The sequence below is a fragment of the Kitasatospora gansuensis genome, assembly GCF_014203705.1.
Lineage (GTDB): Bacteria > Actinomycetota > Actinomycetes > Streptomycetales > Streptomycetaceae > Kitasatospora > Kitasatospora gansuensis.
Map to the genome: position 1 here is coordinate 3236664 of NZ_JACHJR010000001.1, position 19491 is coordinate 3256154.

The following is a 19491-nucleotide window of genomic DNA, read 5'->3' on the forward strand; positions in this document are numbered from 1 at the left end:
CGAGCACCAGGACCAGGCAGAAGGTACCGGCCCGGCGGCCGGTGGTGGAGATCCCGGGCAGCCCCTGCGGGCCGCCGGTGGAGGACGGCTGACGCCTCGGGCTCACGGTTGCTCCACCAGGTCGGCTGCGGGTTCGGGGGCGGGTCGGCGGGCCTGGTCGCTCATCCGGACCAGCAGCGCCACGATGATCCAGTTGGTCACCACCGAGGAGCCGCCCTGGGCCATGAAGGGCAGGGTCATCCCGGTCAGCGGGATCAGGTCGAGCACGCCGCCCGCGACCACGAACAGCTGGAGGCCGACGATCGCGGCCAGGCCGATCGCCAGCAGCCGGCCGAACGGGTCCTTGAGCGCGATCCCGGTCCTGAAACCCCGTGAGATCAGCAGGGCGTACAGCAGGAAGAGCGCGATCAGCCCGACCAGGCCGAGCTCCTCGCCGATGGTGGCCAGGATGAAGTCGGACTTGGCGGCGAACCCGATCAGGATCGAGTGGCCGAGCCCCAGGCCGGTGCCGAGCACCCCGCCCCAGGCGAACGAGAACAGCGACTGGGCGATCTGGTTGGCGCCCTGGCCGGCCGCGATCGAGCCCAGCGGGTCCAGCCAGTCGGTGACCCGGCTGTGCACGTGCGGGGAGAGCCAGCCGACCGCGACCGCGCCGACCGCCGCCAGGAACAGGCCGATGGCGATCCAGCCGCTGCGCGCGGTGGCCACGTACAGCATCACCACGAACAGCCCGAAGAACAGCAGCGAGGTGCCGAGGTCGGTCTCCAGCACCAGCACCCCGACGAAGGCGGCCCAGATCAGCAGCACCGGGCCGAGGTCACGGCCGCGCGGGAACTGGAACTTCCACACCCGCTTGCCGGTCAGCGCCAGCGCGTCCCGGTGCACGGCCAGGTAGGCGGCGAAGAAGATGGCCAGCAGGATCTTGGCGAACTCGCCCGGCTGGAACGACATCGGGCCGATCACGATCCAGATCCGGGAGCCGTAGACCGGCGGGAAGAAGATCGGCAGGATCAGCAGCACCAGCGCCGCCAGCGCACCGATGTACGCGTACCGCTGGAGCACCCGGTGATCGCGCAGCAGCACCACCACGCCGATGAACAGCGCCACCCCGAGGGTGGACCAGAGCAGTTGGGTGGGCGCGGCCTCGCTGCCCGGGGTGGCCCGGTCGAGCCGGTAGATGACGACCAGTCCGATCCCGTTCAGCAGGATCGCGATCGGCAGTAGCAGCGGGTCGGCGTACGGGGCCTTCCAGCGGATCACCCCGTGCGCGAGCAGGGCCAGCACGCCGAGCGCCGCGCCGTACCCGGCGGCGCCGGAAGGGACCTTGCCGTCGATGTTGACGCCGACCTCGATGTACCCGAAGACGGCGATCAGCACCGCGCCGAGCACCAGCACCAGTTCGGTGTTGCGACGGCTCTTGACCAGGCGTCGGCGTGGCGCACCGGCCCTGGCTACGGCGGAGGGAGAGGCCACGGGCGTCCTGTCGGGAAGGGTTTCCGGGTAGCGCGGTGGGGGTGGACGGGCCGTCAGGTCCCGTCCACCCCCTGGTGACGTGGTGTCAGACGGTCGCGGGGGCTTCGCCGCGGGCGGCCGCCACGGTGGCGCGCAGCTCGGCCTCGGCCTCGGCGCTCAGCGAGGTCTGGATGATCTGGCCGCCGTACTGGGCGACCGCCGGGATCACCTTGTCGGCGGTGGCCTTGCGGACCAGCAGGAAGACGGCGGCGCTGCCCGGAGTCAGGTGCTCGCCGACCTGGCGCATGAAGTTGTCGTCCACCCCCACGTCGGTGGAGGCCCCGACGGCGGCACCGGTCGCACCGCCGACGGCCGCGCCGAGGAACGGCATGAAGAACAGCAGCCCGATCACCCCGCCCCAGAGCGCACCGGAGGCGGCACCGGCACCGGTGGTGGAGACGGCCTGGTGCAGCTTGATCTTGCCGTCCTGGCGGCGCTCGACGACGACGGCGTCCTCGAGCTCGATCAGCTTCTGCTTCTGCAGTCCGACCACGGTGCTCCGGACCTGCTCGGCGGTGGCGAGGTCGGGGTAGGCGATCGCGAACAGGTTGCTCACGGGGTGGGTCCTTCCAACTCGACGGGCACGGCTTCACTGGCACCCTAGCGAGGATTAGCCATATTTATGACTGTTGATTCCGGTGTGTCCGATATTCACCCGGTCATCGCGCCGAGCTCTGCGGGGTAGTCAGGGAGCTCGACCGTGCTGAACTTCTTCGCCTCGTTGAGCATCCAGGTCATCAGCGCGGGCCGGTTCAGCATGGCGTCCCGCAGCCGGCCGCCGATCCGGCCCGGGGCGAGGAACTTCCCGGTCCGGTCGCCACCCTGCTGGCAGCCCTGGGCGTACTCCCGCAGCCGGCCCTCGTACGCGGCGAACGCGGCGCGGTGGTCCCCGGCGGCCCTGGCCAGCTCGCCCGCCAGCACGTACGCGGCGACCACGCCGGTGCCGGTGCCCATGCCGCCGATGGTCGCGCCACAGGCGGCGTCGCCGACCAGGGCGGTCCGGCCCCGGTGCCAGACCGGGACGTCGGCCCGGCTGATCGAGTCGAAGTACAGCTCGGAGGTGCTCTCCAGGGACTCCAGCATCGCGGGCACCTGCCAGCCGATCCCGGCGAAGCGCTCGGCGATCAGCGCCTTCTGGGCCGTCAGGTCGTGCCGGTCGTAGGTCAGTTCCGGGGCGGCGAAGACCACGAAGGCGTCCGCCACGGCGGGGTCGCGGTGGCCGCCGCCGAGCTGGGCCAGCCGGCCGGGGGTGTTGCAGCCGACCGTCTCCCGGCCGAGGCCGAGGTGGTTGGGCAGCTTCCAGGTCGCGGCGTAGTAGCCGAGGTGGGTGACGAAGTCCCGCTCCGGGCCGAAGGCGATCCGGCGGATGTTGGAGTGCAGGCCGTCGGCGCCGATCACCAGGTCGAACTCGCGGGGCGCGCCGTGCCGGAAGGTGACCTGCACGCCGGTGGCGGTCTCGGTCGTCCCGGTGACCGAGTCGCCGAAGACGTACTCGGTGTACGGCAGGCTCGCCTCGTACAGCACCCGGGACAGGTCGCCGCGCAGCACCTCGATGTCGCCGCCGGTGAACTCGGCGGGCAGGTGCAGCCGCTGACGGCCCTTCGGGTCGACGAAGGTGGTGGTCCGGCCGCCGGTCTCCAGCCGGCGCAGCTGGTCCAGCACGCCCATCCGCTCCAGCACGGTCAGGTGGGTCTCGCCGCGGAAGTCGACCGCCTGGCCGCCCTCGCGCAGGGCCGGGGCCAGCTCGACCACGGTCGGGTGGAAGCCGTACCGGCCGAGCCAGTAGGCCAGCGCCGGTCCGGCGATGCTCGCACCCGAGATCAGCACGTTCTTGCCCATGAGGAGACCCCCGTCTGAAACTGTGTCCGTCGGACACTTTCGATACTGTGTACAGTAGACGCAGTTTCGCCGCCGACGCAAGGGGAGCCGCAGTGAACGAGGAACTCGACCCGGCCGCCCGGCTGCTCTGGGGCCCGCCGCCGAAGGGCGGCCGGGGCCCGAAAGCCGGGCTGAGCCTGGACCGGATCGCCCGCGCGGGCATCGAGATCGCCGACGCGGAGGGGCTGGGCGCGGTCTCCATGCAGCGGGTCGCCGGGCTGCTCGACTTCACCAAGATGGCGCTCTACCGGTACGTGCCCGGCAAGGCCGAGCTGGTCGCCCTGATGGTCGACGCCGCGATCGGCGAGGCCCCGCCCGTCACCGGCACCGGCTGGCGCGACCCGCTCGCCGACTGGTCCCGGCGACTGGCCGGCGTCTTCCGGCTGCACCCCTGGCTGCTGGATGCCACCGTCGGCCCGCGCCTGATCGGCCCGGCCGAACTCAGCTGGATGGAACGGGCCGTGGCCGCCCTGGACGGCACCGCGCTGACCGGCGCGGAACGGCTCGACGCGGTCGCCGTGCTGGCCGGCCACGTCCGCGCGATCGCCCAGCAGTCCCGCGCGGCCGGGCCGGCGGGCAGCCCGGAGCAGCAACTGCTGGCCACCCTCGGCGCCCTGGTGTTCGGTCACCGGGACCGCTACCCCGCCACCGCCACCGCGATGGCCGCCGCCGTGACGGACGGTCAGGACCAGGCGCTGGAATTCGGGCTGCGCTGCTTCCTGGACGGGCTGGGGGTGCGGATCGCCGAGAGCCTTGACGGGTAGGCGAGTTCGGGCCAGGTGGCTTTGGTCATCCCAACTGATGATCCATAAGATGCGGGCCGTGACCACACGACGACGACTGCCGGCCCGCCCACTCGGGCTACTGGCCGCCCTGGCGATCTCCGCCGGGGCCATCCTGCACGGGATACCCGCGTACGCCGACGAGACCACCGCCGGGGCGGTGGCCACCGAGCCGCCCCGGGTCGACCTGGTCCTGGACGTGAGCGGCTCGATGCGGGCCACCGACATCCAGGGCAAGAGCCGGATGGCGGTGGCCCAGCAGTCGCTGAGCGAGGTGATCGACGCACTGCCGGCCGAGACCCACTTCGGCATCCGGACGCTCGGCGCCACCTACCCCGGCAACGACAAGACCGAGGGCTGCAAGGACACCAAGCAGCTCTACCCGGTCGGCAAGACCAACAAGACCGAGGCGAAGACCGCCGTCGCCACCCTGCGTCCGACCGGCTGGACCCCGATCGGCCTGGCGCTGCGCGGCGCCGCCCAGGACCTCGGCACCGGCTCGACCACCCGCCGGATCGTGCTGATCACCGACGGGGAGGACTCCTGCGCCCCGCCGGACCCGTGCGAGGTGGCCCGTGAACTGGCCGCGCTCGGCACCCACCTGGTGGTCGACACGCTCGGGCTGGCGCACGACGACAAGACCCGGCAGCAGCTGCTGTGCATCGCCAACGCCACCGGTGGCACCTTCACCGACGTCCAGAGCCAGCAGCAACTGACCGACAAGGTCAAGCAGTTGGTCAACCGGGCGGGTACCACCAACCGGGTCGCGCCCGCCAAGGCGACCGGTACCGAGCAGTGCGACACCGCACCGGTGCTGACCCCCGGGGTCTACAGCGACCGGGAGAAGTTCGCCGAGCACCGGGTCTACCGGGTGAACGTCCGGCCCGGCCAGGAGCTGCGGGCCTCGGTCAGCATCTCGCTCGACCGGGCCCTCGCCCGGGACTACGGCGTCCTGCTGAAGGCCACCGACCCGGGCGGCCAGGAGCTGGTCCGCGGCACCGACGCGGGCAGCGGCCGGACCGACGTGGCCTCGACCGGGGTGCGCTGGTCCTCGGGGCGGGCGGCCTCGGCTTCTCCTTCTTTGTCCACTGCCAAGGCGGAGGACATGGTCTGTCTGGTGGTCAGCAACTCCTTCGCACCGGCCGCCGGCGTCGCCGCCGAACCCGGCCTGCCGCTGGAACTGACCCTGGACGTGGCCGCCGCCTCCCCCGCCCCCGACGGCTGGTCCGCCGGACTCGGCCGGGGCTGGGTCCTGCTGCTCGTGCTCACCCTGGCCGGACTGCTGACCGGGCTGATCTTCGGCTGGCTGGCACGCTGGCGAATCGCTGTCTGGCGGGAGAACTGACGATGCGTACCACTGCACTGCGGGCCGTACTGCTCGCCGCCGCCGGGCTGCCGTTGCTGATCGCGGCCTCGCCCTCGCCCTCCCCCTCGCCCAGCGCTTCGGCTTCGGGCAGCACCAAGGCGGTGACCGACGCGGGGACCAGCTTCCTCACCGCGACCGCGCTGGGCACCGGTCAGGGCGCCGACGTGGCCGCCTCCACCGGCGACTACCTGTACTGGGCCTTCGGCGCCGCCGAGGGCCAGACCACCACGGTGGACGTGACCGTCACGCTGCCGCCCAGCGCCGACCGGCACGGGCCGCAGAGCTGGTCGGTCGAGCTCTTCGACGGCCTGCGGCGCCGGCAGTCCTGCACCTCCGGGCCGCAGGACGCCACCGCCGAGACGGCGGCCGGCACGCTGGCGCTGCGCTGCTCGCTGCGGCAGATCCGCTCCTGGGCCGAGCCGTGGTCCGGCGACCCGCTGCCGGGTACCTACTACGTCCGGCTGACGGCGGGTCAGGTGCCGCAGAACGACCTCGGTCTGGCGGCCCAGGTCAAGCTGCGGCTGAGCACCAAGGGCGGGGCCGGCAACGCCCAGCCCGAGGGCGGTGAGCTGCGGGCACCGCTGGTCCCGCCGGTCAACGCCGGCTCGCCGGCGGCGACGGCCGCGCCTGCGGTGGCCTCGACCGACCGTGCGGTGGCCCCGGAGGAGGAGGAGACCCACTGGTACTCCGCCCCCTTCCAGGGCCGCAACACCCGCTGGTTCTGGACCCTCGGCGGCGGCATCCTGGCCGCGCTGGCCGGTGTCCTCGGCTACCGGCTGACCCGGCACCCGCGGGGCGGCGGGCCTCGGCGGGGGCCTAGCTCGGGAGCTGCGCTCTAGTTGCACTATCCAGGGGCTCGGGGAACGGCGACGAGATCTGGCGTGCGGGTCAAAAGACAAAGTGCCTGACCACGCACGGACGGATCACCTTTTACGAGGTCGGCGTCGCAGTTCCCCGAGCCCCTAGCTGCCGCAGCTCACTGCGTAAGGACGAGCCGTACGCCGAAGTTGCGGTAGCCCGCTCGGTCGAAGCAGGCGGCCATCGGGCTGTTGGTCAGGTCGGTGTCGGCGCCGATGCGTTCTGCGCCGCGGGCGGCGTGGAAGCGGGTGATCTCGCCGAGGAGCTCGTCCGCGTAGCCGCGGCCGCGCATGGCCGGGACCACGCCGAGGTAGCCGACCACCGGGCCTGCCTGGTTGGCGGAGGGCAGGGTGAAGCCGACCAGCTCGCCTTCGGGGGTGTGGGCCAGGAGCCACCAGGAGCGTTCGCCCGGCATCTGGAGGTAGCAGTCCAGGGTCTCCCTGGCCTGGCCGTCCGCGCCGAGCCGGGTGAGGTTCCGCCGGGTGTCGTCGTCCAGGCTGCCTTCGGCGGCCTGGCGGAACGCGTCGACGAAGACCTCGTCGTCGGGTTCGGTGCGGAAGACCAGCCGGCCGGTCGCTGCGGGCACCGGCAGCTCGGGGGTCCACTCGTACCGCAGGCGCTCCAACTGGCCGGTCAGGCCGCTGCGTTCGGCGGCCGCGAGCCGCCACTCCAGGGCGGCGGTGATCGCCGGGTCGGTCCGCCAGCCGGCGGCCAGGAAGAGGTGCCACTCGGGCAGTTCGTCCCAGCCGGCCGAGCGGAAGGCGGCGTGGGCGGCGCCGAGCAGTTCGGCCGCGAGTCCGATCCGGTCGGGGATCTCGGGGGCCACCCAGACGCAGTCCAGCGCCAGCGGCCGGTCGCTCTCGGGGAAGGCCCACCAAACGGCGCAGGCCAGCAGGCGGCCGTCGGGGTGCTGGGCGATCCAGGTGTGGGCGGGGCGGTAGCCGCCGTTGTCGAGCATCCGGCGGTAGCGCTCGGGGTCGGCCCAGCTGACGGGCTCGTCGACGGTGCAGGAGAGCACCGTTTCGAGGTCGGCCTCGACGGTGGGGCGGAAGGTGATGCGGGTGGTGGGGCGGGAAGACACGCTGCCTCCGAAGACAGTCGGCAGGCGCTTCCGTGCAGTCGGTCTCTACCGAGCCGTGCGGGAAGGAAGCGCCGAGGGGATGTGGGTGTACATCGCAGGGCCTCCTTCCTCCGCCCGAGGCGGACCTGGCGCCGGATGCGCCATCGGCCGGGACACTACCCGACACCAGGTCTGACGGTCCATCGGTTATTCGGTGACGTCGTGGTCCTCGTGCAGGCCGCCGCCCGCCGAGCCGCCGGTGGTGTGCTCCGGGGTGACCGGCTGGGAGAGCGAGGAGAGGTCCCAGGCGTAGGTGCCGACCGCGTTGGCGATCACGTCGATGTTCAGGTCGAAGGCCCGGTGGTCGAAGTTGGCCAGGGTGTCGCAGGCCTGGTGGTAGCACTTGTCGAAGGCCACGCCCGCCGTGCCGCCGTACTTCGCCGCCTGGGCCTCGGACTTGACGCCCTCGGCGCCGGTGGCGGTGCCGCCGGCCGGGATGCCCGCGGTGATGAACGGGCCGTAGTCCGAGCGGCCGGTGAAGTCGGCGCCCTCGTGCGGCTTCCGCCGCCCGTCCAGGTAGCCGTTCAGCAGCCGCTCGATCTGTGCCGAACCCTCCGGGCCCGGGCCGGATCCGACCCGGTCGGAGTCGTCGCCGTCGTAGACGAACTGCGCCGAGTTGGGCGAGGCAATCATGTCGAAGTTCAGGTACAGCCTGATCTTCTTCTGCTCGGCCGCCGACAGCCCTGCGACGTACGTCTTCGAGCCGACCAGGCCGAACTCCTCGGCCGACCACCAGGCGAACCTGACCTTGTTCGCCACCGGACGGGCCGACAGGCCGCGGGCCACCTCGAGGAGGCCCGCCGCACCCGAGCCGTTGTCGTTGATGCCGGGGCCTGCCGCCACCGAGTCCAGGTGGGCGCCGACCATCACGGTGTTGTTCTCGTCCCCGCCCCGGGTCTCGGCGAACACGTTGTACGTCTTCCTGCTCTCCACCCGGGTCTTGATGTCCAGGTTGAGCGTGACCGGCCCGGCCGCGGCCCTGGCCGCCAGTGCCTCGCCGGCCGCCCGGGTCAGGCCGCCGGCCGGCACCCTGGCCGAGGCCGGGTCGCCGAGCGTCCCGGAGAGTGGCCCGTCGGCGTTGTTGTAGATCAGCACTCCCGCTGCCCCGGCCGCCGCCGCGGTGCTCTGCTTGACCCCGAAGGCGCAGCCGCCGCGCATGATCAGCGCGATCTTCCCGGTCACCGCGCCGGCCGCGAAGTCGGCCGGCTCGCAGCCGGGGGTGGCGTCCACGGGTATCACCGCGAGCGGGGCCACCAGGCCGCCGTCGGGGCTGCTGGCCGAGTAGGTCATCGCGGTCACCGCGAGCGGCTCGGCCTGCGGCGACACCACGGCGAGCCGCTCGGCCAGGGTCTCGTTGAAGACGTAGTCGAACTCCTGCCGGGAGACCTTCAGTCCGGCCTCTCGCGCCTTGGCCGCCACGTACTCGGCCGACTCGGCGTGACCGCCCGAACCCGCCACCCTGGTACCGCCGTTGCGATCCGCGAACTTCTGCAGCCGCTCCAGCGTTGGCCAGGCATCGCTACCGCTGCTCAGCTCGACCAGCTTGGCCGCCAGCTGGGCGGCCTTCCTGGCCGGGTCGGGTCCGTGGCCGTGCGCGGCCGCACCGGTGGCACCGGCGAACAGCATCGGTGCGGTCAGCGCCGCCACCGCGAGCGCGGCACCGACGGAACGACGGGTACGAGACTTCAAGGCGATTCCTCCGACAGACCGTCAGCGAGCAATGAGGAGTGTGGAGAGACCGTAGCGGGACTTTCGCCCCGTGCACATCAGAAACCCGGAACCGACGACCGCCGGAGCGACGACCGGACGGCTACCGCGAGGCCTTGCCGACCAGCTCGGCCCGCGCGGCGTCGGTTCGCAGCCCGGCCCTGGCCTCGGCGGTGGCGACCCCGGGCAGCAGGTAGCGCCAGAGCGAGGTGATCCGCTCCGGCAGGTCCGCCCGCCCCGAGGAGATCTGGGAGAACAGTTGAGTCCCGCTGTACGCACCGACCAGCACCCGGCCGAGCTCGTCCTCGTCCACCTCGGGCAGCAGATCCCCGGTGGCCCGGGCGGCCCGGAACTGGGCGGCGAAGACGTCCGCCCACTGCTGGTACGCGGAGTCGTCCTGCAGGCCGAACTCGCCCTGCTCGACGGCGAGTCGGACCCCGGCCCGGAACAGCGTGTTGTGCTGCAGCTGGTACGCCAGGTCGAAGGTGATGTCGATGACCCGCTGCAGGCCGTCCGGCCCGGGCGGCAGTGCCAGGTCGTCGGCCTGCGAGGTCATCACCGCGAGGGCCAGCGCCTCCTTCGACTTGAAGTGGAAGTACATGCCCCCCTGGGTCATCCCCGCCCGCTTCATGATCTTGCTGATGCTGGCGCCGCTGAAGCCGAACTCGTCGAACACCTCCGCCGCTGCCCGGAGGATGATCGCGCGGGTCTTCACAGCACGTTCCTGCTTGGGCTCTGCCATCAGACCGACCACCGAACTGTCTCGACAAACAAAACGAACAACCTCTATCTTATAGCTGCGGCTCTGCCGCGCACGGCACGGAACGAGCACACAATGTCAGATTCACACGACGTTCCATACGGGGGAAACGCGTGCCCATCTCTGTCGCTCACGCCAGCCTGCTCTTGCCGAAGCGGAAGCTCTCCACCGCAGTACCCAGAGAGTACGTACACAAATCCGCCCTGGCCGAAGTGCTTTTGACCGGCTGGCACCAACATACCGACGACACCTTCACCGTCACCGCCCAGTGGCCCCGGGCACACGGCTACTACCAGTCGGACCACGGCCTGTTCGACCCGCTGCTGTTCGCCGAGACGGTCCGTCAGCTGTTCCCGCTGCTGTCCCACGTCGGCTACGACGTCCCGTTCGGTCACCAACTGATCTGGGACAAGCTGGACTTCGAGCTCGACCCGGCCGCACTGCGGGTCGAGGGCACGCCGGCCGAGCTCCGACTGGACATCACCTGCGAAGTGGTCCGCCGCCGGGGTGAGTTGTCCGCGATGACCTTGCGGGTGCTGGCCTTCCGGGACGACCACCGGCTGGGCACCGCCTCGGCCCGGTTCAGCTGCCACTCGCCCGCCGTCTACCGACGGCTGCGGGCGGGCCGGACCGATCCGCAGCCGATCCCGCTGCCGCCGCCGGCCCCGCCACAGCGGACCGCCCGCGACCGGTACCGGGACGTGGTGCTCTCCCCGACCTCCGACTCCGCCGTCTGGCAACTCCGGACGGACGTCACCCACCCGGTACTGTTCGACCACCCCGTCGACCACGTGCCCGGGATGCTGCTCATCGAGGCGGCCCGACAGGCCGTGCACGCCGCGGTCTACCCGTGGCGCGGCCTGCTGGTCGGGATCGAGACCACCTTCTCCAGGTTCGCCGAACTGGACGCCCCCTGCTGGCTGGAGACCCGCGGCGCACCCCAGCAGCGGACCGACCAGACCAGGGTCGACCTGGTCGCCCGGCAGCACGGCCGGGACGTCTTCACGGGCATCGCCACCTACGCGCACTGCCCGGCTCGCTGAGCTGAACCGCACACCCTGCTGGAGGCCGTCGGCCCCGGCGTGCCCTCGGTACGCCGGGGCCTTCGGCGCGCCGGGGACATTTCCGCTGCGACCTGTGCAAGTCGGGCTCCCGTTCGCCGAGTTGGCGGCGGCACCATGGACGGATGAGTTCTGTAGCTGTAGTCACAGGAGCGAATCAGGGCCTGGGCCTCGCGCTGGTGCGCGGCCTGGGCCACCGACTGGGCGAGGGCGGCGTGGTCTACCTGACCGCCCGTGACCGGACCCGCGGCGAGGAAGCCGTCCGGCTGCTGGAGTCCGAAGGGCTGCGGCCCCGGCTGGCCCTGCTGGACGTCCGGGACGACGCGAGCGTGCGGGAGCTGGCCGACCGGCTCCGGGCCGAGCACGGCGGGGTGGACGTGGTGATCTCCAATGCCGCCGCCCGGATCACCCCGGACCGCCCGCAGGCCGAGCAGGTGGGCGAGTTCGTCGACACCAACAACCACGGCACCTACCGCATGATCAAGGCCTTCGTGCCGCTGCTGAACGACGGCGCCCGGTTCGTCGTGGTGGCGAGCTCCTTCGGATCGGTCCGCAATCTGCCCTCCAAGCTGCACGACCGCTTCGACGAGCGGAAGGTGACGCTGGAGGAGATCGAGCAGAGCATGGACGAGTACGCCGGGCTGGTGCAGGACGGCCAGGCGAAGATCAAGGGCTGGCCGGACTGGATCAACGTGCCGTCCAAGGTCGGCCAGGTGGCCTCGGTCCGGGTGCTGGCCCGCAGCCTGGAGGACGCCGCGGACCGGGACATCCTGGTCGCCGCCGCCTGCCCCGGGCTGGTGGACACCGCCGCCTCCCGGCCCTGGTTCGGCGACATGTCCGCCGCGCTCAGCCCCGACCAGGCGGCCGAGGACGTGCTCTGGCTGGCGCTGGCCGCCCCCGGCAGCCGGGAGGGGCACGGCGAACTGGTGCAGCACCGCCGGGTGTTGCCGTACCGCTTCTGACCTCCGTCCTTCTCCGGCCCCGCCCCGGTGGCCCGCCGCAACGGCGGACCACCGGGGCTTCGCAGTGCCTTCGTCAGGCCGCGGACCGGCGGATCGTCCTGGTCCACTCGTCCAGCAGGGCGTCGGCCGTCTCGCCGTCCGGGCCCTCGGCCCAGAGCCGGGTGACCGCCTCGGTCGGGTCCGGCAGGACCAGCGCCCACCGGCCGTCCTCCTCGATCACCCGGACCCCGTCGGTGGTGTCGATCCGCCGGGTGCCGGCCGCCTCCACCACCGAACGCATCACCAGGCCCTTGGTCTCCCAGGCGGTGGGCAGTTCACGCTGCCGGACGTGCGCCCTGGGCAGCGCCGCGACCAGCTCGCTCACCGGCTGCCCGGCCTCGGCCAGCAGCGCGGCCAGCTGGGCGAAGGCCGCCACCCCGTCGGCGTGCGGGGAGAACCGGGGCACCGTGAAGCCGCCCCGGCCGTCCCCCGCCAGCACCACGTCGGCCGCCACCGCCGCCCGGCCCAACTCGCCCGGGGCGGTGGTCACCCAGTGCACCTGGGCGCCGTGCCGGGCCGCGTCCCGCTCGGCCAGCCGGCTGACCGTGGCCGGCAGCACCACCCGCCCGCCGCCGTACCCGGCCGCGGTGAGCCGGACCATCAGCAGCAACTGCTGGTCCTCCGGGACGGGTCGGCCCTGCTCGTCCACCAGCCAGAACCGTTCGCCGAGCGCGTCCAGCCGGACCCCGAACTCGGCGCCCGCCGCCCGGACCACGGTGCCCAGCTCGTGCAGCGCGGCCAGCCGCTCGGCGGCCGTCTCGGTCGGACGGCCTTCGTCCAGACCGCAGTTGACCAGCAGGGCGTCCACCTCCAGCCGGCCGAGCACCTGCGGCAGCGAGAGCGTTCCGGTGCCGTGCGCGGCGTCGACCACCACCTTCGGCCGGACGCCGTCGGTGCCCCGGCCGCCCAGCCGCTTCACCAGGGTGGCCGCGTAGCCCTCCAACGGGGCCGGGGTGCGGTCGACTTCACCGAACTCACCGGCCGCGGTCCGGCGGTACTCCCGCCGCCCGAGGATCCGGTCCAGGCCGCGCTGCCCGGACTGCGACAGGTCGAAGCCGTCCGCGTCCAGGAAGACCAGCGAGACCGAGTCCGGGTCGCCCGGCTCGGCGGTCACCAGGATGCCGCCGTCCGCCCCGCCGGAGGTGGTCAGGCGCGCCAACGGCGCTGGTACGCAGCCTAGTTGACGGACGTTCAGGCCACCGGCCAGCAGCGCCGAGAGCACCGCCGGGCTGAGCACCCGGGCCGCCCGGGAGTGGTCCCTGGCCAGCACCACGGTGGCCCGGCGGGGCAGCAGCGCGGCGAACGCGCCGGCCAGCTGGACCGCCCGCTCGGGGGTGAGGTCCACCCCCGGCGGACCGGCCACGCCCCGGGCGCCGAACGCGGACCGGGTGGCCCGCTCCAGCCAGATCAGCGAGCGGTTCAGCTCGGTTCCCGCCTCGACCGTCCGGCCCGGGTAGACCAGCACCCGGTCGGCCAGCGCCGAGCGCTCCCGCAGTACGGCGCCGTCGCCGACCACCACGCCCTCGCCGATCCGGACGTCCTCGTGCACCGTCACGTTCCGGCCGACCACGCAGCCGCGCAGCCTGGCCCGGCGGCCCACGTAGGCGTTCGGGTGCAGCACCGCCCGGTGCAGCTCCGCGCCGGGCTCGACCACCGATCCCGCACCGACCACGGAGTACTCCAGGACTCGGGCCCCCGCGCCGATCCGGGCCCGTGGACCGATGTAGAGCGGACCCCGGAGCAGCGCGCCCGGGTCCACCTCGGCGTCGGCGGCGACCCAGACCCCGGGTGCCACCTGGTAGCCGTCCCGCTCGGACTCGACCCGGCCGGCCAGCACGTCGGCCTGCGCGGCCAGGTAGCTCTCGTGGGTGCCGACGTCCTCCCAGTAGCCCTCGGCCACGTAGCCGTACACGCCCCGGCCCTCGGCCAGCAGCTTCGGGAAGACGTCGGCGGACCAGTCCACCACCTTGCCCTCGGCGACCAGGTCGAGCACCTCGGGCTCCATCACGTAGATGCCCGTGTTGACGGTGTCCGAGAAGACCTGGGCCCAGGTGGGCTTCTCCAGGAAGCGTTCGATCCGGCCCTGGTCGTCGACGACGGCCACCCCGAACTCCACCGGGTCGGGCACCCGGGCCAGCGCGACCGTCACCAGGGCGCCCTGCTCCCGGTGGTACCGGATCAGGGCGGTCAGGTCGATGTCGGTGAGCGCGTCGCCGGAGATCACCAGGAAGGGTTCGCCGCCCAGCTGCGCCTGGGCGTTCTTCACGCTGCCCGCGGTGCCCAGCGGTTCGGGCTCGCGGGCGTAGCGCAGCTCCATGCCGAGCCCGGCGCCGTCGCCGAAGGCGGACTCGACCTGGTCGGCCAGGTAGTGCGTGGTGATCACGGTCTCGGTCAGTCCGTGGCGGCGGAGCAGCCGGAGCACGTGCTCCATGATCGGCCGGTCCGCCACCGGTATCAGCGGTTTGGGCGCGGTCGAGGTCATCGGTCGCAGCCGGCTGCCCTCGCCCCCCGCCATCAGGACGGCCTTCATGCCGCCGCCTCGCCCGCGAAGGTGAGCGTCTCCTGAACGACCGTCACCGCCTGGTCGAAGCCGCTGGCCCGGAGCACCCGCTGGATCGCCTCGCTCGGTCCGTCCAGCACGATGTCCACCCCCTGCGGCAGGTGCTGCTGGGTGAAGGCCAGGCAGCGCACGCCGGCGGTGGAGATCGACGCCAACTCGTACATCCGGATCACCAGGCGGTTCAGCGGGCGCTGCACCGCCTGGTCCAGCAGGGTGCGCAGGGTGGGGACCCTGGCGTCGGTCAGCTCACCGGACAGGAAGACGGTCGCGGTGGGACCGGTGAAACCCAGGTATGCCTCGAAACTCATCGTTCTCAACTCCCATTCTGGATGCGTGCTTTCGCGGACCGTTCCGGCTCCGGCGGGGCCGCCTCGGGGCGGGCCACCAGGACGGCGACGGTGTGGTGGTCGAGCAGCAGCGGGGTGTCGGTACCGAGGGGTGGTTCGGCGCCGGCCGGGTGGGACCGGTCGGCGGTGTCGGCGAACAGGTGCCAGGCCGTCCCCCTGGGTGGGGGCGGGGGCTCGACCGTGACCCGCTCGCTCCGGGCGTTGACGGCCAGCAGGACGGTGTCGGCCGCCGCGGCCTCGTGCAGCAGCAGGACGAGCAGCCCGGACTCGTCCGACCAGTCGGGCTGCCACGGCCGTTCGCCGTGCCAGCTGATCTCCGGGTAGCCGCCGTGCGCGGGCGGGGTGTCGCTCGGGTGCCGGCGGCGGCGGAGCACCGGGTGGGCCCGCCGGAAGGCCAGGCAGTCCCGGACGAACTGCCGTAGCTCGGCGCCCTGTTGGGTGGGGGTCCAGTCCAGCCAGCTCAGTTCGTTGTCCTGGCTGTACGCGTTGTTGTTGCCCTGCTGGGAGCGGCCCAGTTCGTCGCCCGCCAGCAGCATCGGGACGCCGCCCGCGGTGAGCAGCAGCAGGAGCGCGTTGCGCTGCTGCCTGGCCCGTAGCCGGAGCACCTCGGGGTCGGCGGTCGGGCCCTCCCGGCCGCTGTTCCAGCTGGAGTTGTCCTGGGCGCCGTCGGTGCCGTCCTCGCCGTTGGCGGCGTTGTGCGGACGGTCGTAGGCGGTCCAGTCGGCCAGCGTGAAGCCGTCGTGGCTGGCCACCAGGTTGACCGAGGCGGCCGGGCCGCGCCCGGCGTACAGGTCGGGCGAGCCGATCAGCCGGGCGGCCAGCTCGCCGACCGTGCCGGGGCGGCCGATCAGGAACCGGCGGACCGCGTGCAGGAAGCGGACGTTCCACTCGGACCAGCGGCCGTGCGCGGGGAACCGGCCGACCAGGTCGAGCCCGGCGGCGTCGAAGGGTTCGGCGATCAGCTTGCAGCGGGCCAGTACCGGATCGTGCGCGATCGCCTCCAGCAGGGGCGGGTTGTCCAGTGGCCGGCCGTCCGGGCCCCGGGTCAGGATCGGGGCCATGTCGAAGCGGAAACCGTCGATCCGGAACTCGGTGGCCCAGTAGCGCAGGCAGTCCAGCACCAGCTCCCGGGTCAGCGGGTGGTTGGCGTTCACGGTGTTACCGGTCCGGGTCAGGTTGAGGTACGCGCCGTCCGGACCGTGCAGATAGAAGGCGTGGTCGTCCAGACCACGGAGCGAGAGGGTGGGGCCGCGGTGGTCGCCCTCAGCGGTGTGGTTGAACACCACGTCGAGCACCACCTCGATCCCGGCCCGGTGCAGCTCTCGCACCAGCCGCTTCAACTCCCGTACCGGGCCGTCCGCTTGACGTCCCTCCCGGTCGGGTTGGGCGGCGTACCCGGCCTTCGGGGCGAAGAAGCCGACCGGGTTGTAGCCCCAGTAGTTCGGCAGCGCCCGGCCGGTGCGGGGGTCGTGGAAGGGGTTGTCGGTCTCGTCGAACTCGAAGACCGGCATCAGCTCCACGCAGTTGACCCCCAGGTCCAGCAGGTAGGGGATCTTCTCCGCCACCCCCGCGTAGCTGCCGGGGTGCCGGACCCCGGAGGAGGCGTGCCGGGTGAAGCCGCGTACGTGCAGCTCGTAGACCACCAGGTCCTCGGCGGCCAGCCCGGGGCTGCGGACGCCCTGCCAGTCGAACTCCGCCTCCGGCACCGCCGAGCGGTACCGGGGCCGGACGCCCCAGCGCTCGCCGCCGGCGATCAGCTTGGCGTACGGGTCGAGCAGCACCGACCCCGCGCCGGGGATGCCGGCGCCCTCCACCCGGTAGCCGTAGTGCGCCTGACCGGGCGTCAGGCCGAGCACCGTCATGGTGAAGACGTCGCCGACCCGCTGACCCTCGGGGAACGGCAGCTCGGCCAGCCGCTCGCCGCTGTCCGGGTCGAGCAGCACCAGCCAGGCCGCCCGGGCCGCCCGGGAGCCGACCGAGAAGTTGATCCCGCCCGCCACCGGGGTGGCTCCGGGCAGCAGCGGGTCACCCGGGGCCACCGTCAGCCGGGCGAGCGGGGAGAGTGCGGCGGTGCTCATCGGCGGTCAGCCCTCCACCGGCCGCAGCCGGACCTGGATGGTCAACCGCTCCTTGCTGTCGGGGAGTTTGACCGTCATCGCCTCCGGGTCGAAGGCGTGGTGCGGGGCGCCGTCGATCAGCACCCGGTCCAGCACCACCCGCCCCGGCGGCAGCAGGTCGGGGGCCACCCGGAGCAGCCCGTCCGGGAACGAGGCGTCCGGCCGGGGGCTGTACCAGAGGTTCAACGGCTCGCGGTTGACCAGCAGTTGGGTGTACACCTCGGCGAGGTAGCAGAGCTCGGCCTTGTGGTACATCGCCATCGCGTGGCTGCCCTTGAGCCGCTCGTTGCCGACCAGGTACGGGATGCCCTGGGCCAGCACGGTGAAGTGCACGCCGCCCTCGTCGTGATCGAGGAAGAACGCGTTGTAGAAGGCCGAGGCCTCCCGCGCGTGCTCCAGGTAGGCCGGGTCGCCGGAGCTGCCGGCCATCACCAGGTAGGCCAGGATGGCCTGTTCCTGCTGCCACCAGGTCTTCCGGTCGTGCCAGACGAAGGCGTGCCTGCCGTCCTCGGCGTCCCGCTGGAGCAGGTCGTACCAGCCGCCGCGCTGCGGGTCGCGGCCGAACTCCGGCATGGTGCGGGCCAGGTCCCGGGCCAGCGCCTGGTACTCCCGCTTGGGCAGGGTGGCGTTCATCCGGGTCAGGTTCCAGGCGATCTTCAGGTTGTGCCCGATCACCGCCCGGTTCTGCTGCCAGCCCCACGAGTGGTCCGGCGTCCAGTCCGCGTAGAAGCGCTCGTTGACGAACGGGCTGCCGCCCGGGGTACGGTCCGGCAGGTACGTCACGATCATGTCGAAGGTGTGCTCCAGCATCCGGCGGTACTTCTCCTCGCCGGTGGCCAGGTACAGGTTGATCAGGTACGCCGGGGCGTGGTCGCCGACCGAGTTCCAGTTCTTCCGCGAGTGGTTGGGCCCGAGCCCGTCGTGGTGCGGGCTGAGCGTGACCGGATCGATGTGCGAGTAGTAGCCGCCCAGCCGGGGGTCGTGGAAGTACTTCTCGAACAGCCGGACGGTGCCCTCGATGTCCTCCCGGATCACCGGATTGCCGGTCACCCGGTAGGTCTGGGTCAGCCCGACCAGCGCGTAGATCTGCTCGTACGCCGGGATGGCCCGGTAGTCGTCGCCGAACTCCGAGGCGAACAGCTTGCGTTCGCGTGTCCCGCCCACGTCCACGCCGTGGTACCAGTAGACGATGTCCTCGGCCTCGTCGCGGAACCGCATGTGGTCGTGCAGGTACTGCGAGCCGCGCTCGGCCACGTCCAGGTAGTCCTGCTTGCCGGTCAGCAGGTAGGCGCTGGCCATCCCGTAGACCATCCGGGAGATGGTGTCGGTCTCCTGCACGTGCTCGGCGGTCTTGTGGCCGCTGCCCCGGATCTGGGTGCGGTACCCGGCGAAGTCCACCGGTCCGTCGCCAAACTCCGACCGCCGGTAGAACGCGGCCAGTTGGTCCAGCTGCCGGACCCACCAGCCGGGCTCCTCGTACGGGTGCTCCCGGCCCTCCTCGCCGACGAAGACCAGCCGGTCGGCCTGGAAGTGCCGCCCGCCGCCCGCCTCGACGTAGACCGGTCCGTAGCTGAACACCAGGGTGCCGGGCCGCAGTTCGGCCCCGATCGTGCCGGTGCAGTCCCGGTACTCCTCGCCGAGGTTGCGCAGCCGCTGGGCGCTGGTGGTCTCGGTGAGCTGGACGGTCACGTCGCCGGCGTCCGGGGTGCGCAGGGTGAACCGGCTGCCCCGGTGCTCCAGCACCCGGCCGGCCACCAGGTCCGAGTACGAGAAGGCGGCCCCGCTCATGCCGCTTCCCGCTGGGTGACGGCGAGCCGTTCGATCACGGTGCGGGCCAGCAGGTGGCACTGGTCGACCGAGCGCGAGGTGACCAGGTCCCGGTCCACCACCACGTCCTGGTTGAGGTAGATCGCGCCCATGTTCCGGACGTCGGCGACCAGGTTGTTGTGGCAGGTCACCGGCCGGTCGGCGACCAGGTCCTTGGCGCCGGCCACCAGCATCAGGCCGTGGCAGGAGAAGGCCTTGACCAGACTCGGGATCCGGAAGGCCCGGCGGAGCAGTTCGAGGGCCGGGGAGTCGTGCTCGACGTCCTCGGTGTAGCGCAGCCGGTCCGCCACCATGCCCGAGGGCACGATCAGCGCGGAGAACTGCAGCAGCTCGTGGTAGTCGAGCTGCTCCAGGTCGCCGTCCACCTCGATGGTGCCCCGGTGCTCGTGCCCGGAGAAGGTCAGCGAGGGCTGGCCCCAGAGCCGGCTGAGCAGCCGGACCTCGGCGCCGTCCTCCGCGAACCTGCGCTGGTAGTAGGCGATCTCGTCCTCGACGAAGTCGCTCTCCAGCAGGATTCCGATGCGCTTGCCGGCCAGCCGGCCGGTCTTGAGTGGCTTGACGATTCCCATGGGAGATCCCCGTTCTCACGTCGTGA

The 19491-nt window shown here is 72.2% G+C and carries 16 protein-coding genes; 5 read left to right on the plus strand and 11 right to left on the minus strand.

The annotated features are described in order from the left end of the window. Positions 1-102: 102 nt before the first annotated feature. From F4556_RS14175 to F4556_RS14185, 3 genes are all read right to left on the minus strand, one after another. Positions 103-1473 (minus strand): FtsW/RodA/SpoVE family cell cycle protein, encoded by a 1371-nt coding sequence (locus tag F4556_RS14175; RefSeq protein ID WP_184915083.1) that lies wholly within the window; start codon positions 1471-1473, stop codon positions 103-105. 85 nt (positions 1474-1558) lie between these two features. Further along, positions 1559-2068, minus strand: coding sequence for a DUF1269 domain-containing protein (locus F4556_RS14180; protein ID WP_184915085.1), 510 nt, complete (start codon positions 2066-2068; stop codon positions 1559-1561). 95 nt (positions 2069-2163) lie between these two features. Further along, positions 2164-3351 carry an FAD-dependent monooxygenase gene (locus F4556_RS14185; RefSeq protein ID WP_184915087.1) on the minus strand — a complete coding sequence of 396 codons (1188 nt, stop codon included), beginning with the start codon at positions 3349-3351 and terminating at the stop codon, positions 2164-2166. Positions 3352-3443: 92 nt separating this feature from the next. Here F4556_RS14185 and F4556_RS14190 point away from each other — a divergent pair, with 92 nt between their 5' ends. The 3 genes from F4556_RS14190 to F4556_RS14200 are packed head-to-tail and all read left to right on the plus strand — an operon-like array spanning position 3444 to position 6377. Beyond that, the gene (locus tag F4556_RS14190) at positions 3444-4154 is read left to right on the plus strand and encodes a TetR/AcrR family transcriptional regulator C-terminal domain-containing protein (RefSeq protein WP_184915092.1); all 711 of its coding nucleotides are present in this window, start codon (positions 3444-3446) and stop codon (positions 4152-4154) included. Between the two features lie 58 nt (positions 4155-4212). Continuing rightward, positions 4213-5517: a VWA domain-containing protein gene (locus tag F4556_RS14195; protein ID WP_376775695.1), complete on the plus strand. Its 1305-nt coding sequence runs from the start codon at positions 4213-4215 to the stop codon at positions 5515-5517. Between the two features lie 2 nt (positions 5518-5519). After that, positions 5520-6377, plus strand: coding sequence for a peptidase (locus F4556_RS14200; protein WP_184915097.1), 858 nt, complete (start codon positions 5520-5522; stop codon positions 6375-6377). Between the two features lie 137 nt (positions 6378-6514). Here F4556_RS14200 and F4556_RS39440 read toward each other — a convergent pair whose 3' ends face one another. The 3 genes from F4556_RS39440 to F4556_RS14215 all read right to left on the minus strand — a co-directional run bounded on the left by F4556_RS39440 (position 6515) and on the right by F4556_RS14215 (position 9965). Further along, on the minus strand, positions 6515-7477 hold the full coding sequence (locus F4556_RS39440) for a GNAT family N-acetyltransferase (protein WP_313068300.1): 963 nt from the start codon (positions 7475-7477) through the stop codon (positions 6515-6517). A 186-nt stretch (positions 7478-7663) separates the two neighbouring features. Beyond that, positions 7664-9205, minus strand: a complete 1542-nt coding sequence (locus F4556_RS14210; RefSeq protein WP_446684971.1) for a M28 family metallopeptidase — start codon at positions 9203-9205, stop codon at positions 7664-7666. 121 nt (positions 9206-9326) lie between these two features. Then, positions 9327-9965 carry a ScbR family autoregulator-binding transcription factor gene (locus F4556_RS14215; RefSeq protein WP_184915100.1) on the minus strand — a complete coding sequence of 213 codons (639 nt, stop codon included), beginning with the start codon at positions 9963-9965 and terminating at the stop codon, positions 9327-9329. Positions 9966-10096: 131 nt separating this feature from the next. Between F4556_RS14215 and F4556_RS14220 the strand changes: the two genes are divergently transcribed. Further along, on the plus strand, positions 10097-11026 hold the full coding sequence (locus F4556_RS14220) for a ScbA/BarX family gamma-butyrolactone biosynthesis protein (protein WP_313068301.1): 930 nt from the start codon (positions 10097-10099) through the stop codon (positions 11024-11026). Between the two features lie 143 nt (positions 11027-11169). After that, positions 11170-12006, plus strand: coding sequence for an SDR family NAD(P)-dependent oxidoreductase (locus F4556_RS14225; protein WP_184915103.1), 837 nt, complete (start codon positions 11170-11172; stop codon positions 12004-12006). Between the two features lie 73 nt (positions 12007-12079). On the opposite strand, the gene F4556_RS14230 is transcribed toward F4556_RS14225, so the two are convergent. Genes F4556_RS14230 through F4556_RS14250 form a run of 5 tightly spaced genes read right to left on the minus strand, consistent with a single transcriptional unit; the run spans position 12080 to position 19465 of the window. Further along, positions 12080-14575 (minus strand): sugar phosphate nucleotidyltransferase, encoded by a 2496-nt coding sequence (locus F4556_RS14230; protein ID WP_184915106.1) that lies wholly within the window; start codon positions 14573-14575, stop codon positions 12080-12082. After that, positions 14572-14913 (minus strand): STAS domain-containing protein, encoded by a 342-nt coding sequence (locus tag F4556_RS14235; RefSeq protein ID WP_184915107.1) that lies wholly within the window; start codon positions 14911-14913, stop codon positions 14572-14574. Before F4556_RS14235 ends, F4556_RS14230 begins: the two co-directional genes overlap by 4 nt. 5 nt (positions 14914-14918) lie before the next feature. Continuing rightward, the gene (locus tag F4556_RS14240) at positions 14919-17030 is read right to left on the minus strand and encodes a glycogen debranching protein (RefSeq protein ID WP_184915109.1); all 2112 of its coding nucleotides are present in this window, start codon (positions 17028-17030) and stop codon (positions 14919-14921) included. 6 nt (positions 17031-17036) lie between these two features. Continuing rightward, positions 17037-18857, minus strand: a complete 1821-nt coding sequence (locus F4556_RS14245; RefSeq protein ID WP_184915111.1) for an AGE family epimerase/isomerase — start codon at positions 18855-18857, stop codon at positions 17037-17039. Beyond that, complete coding sequence (locus tag F4556_RS14250) at positions 18854-19465, minus strand: DJ-1/PfpI family protein (protein WP_184915113.1); 612 nt, start codon at positions 19463-19465, stop codon at positions 18854-18856. The genes F4556_RS14245 and F4556_RS14250 overlap by 4 nt, the downstream gene beginning before the upstream one ends. Positions 19466-19491: the final 26 nt, after the last annotated feature.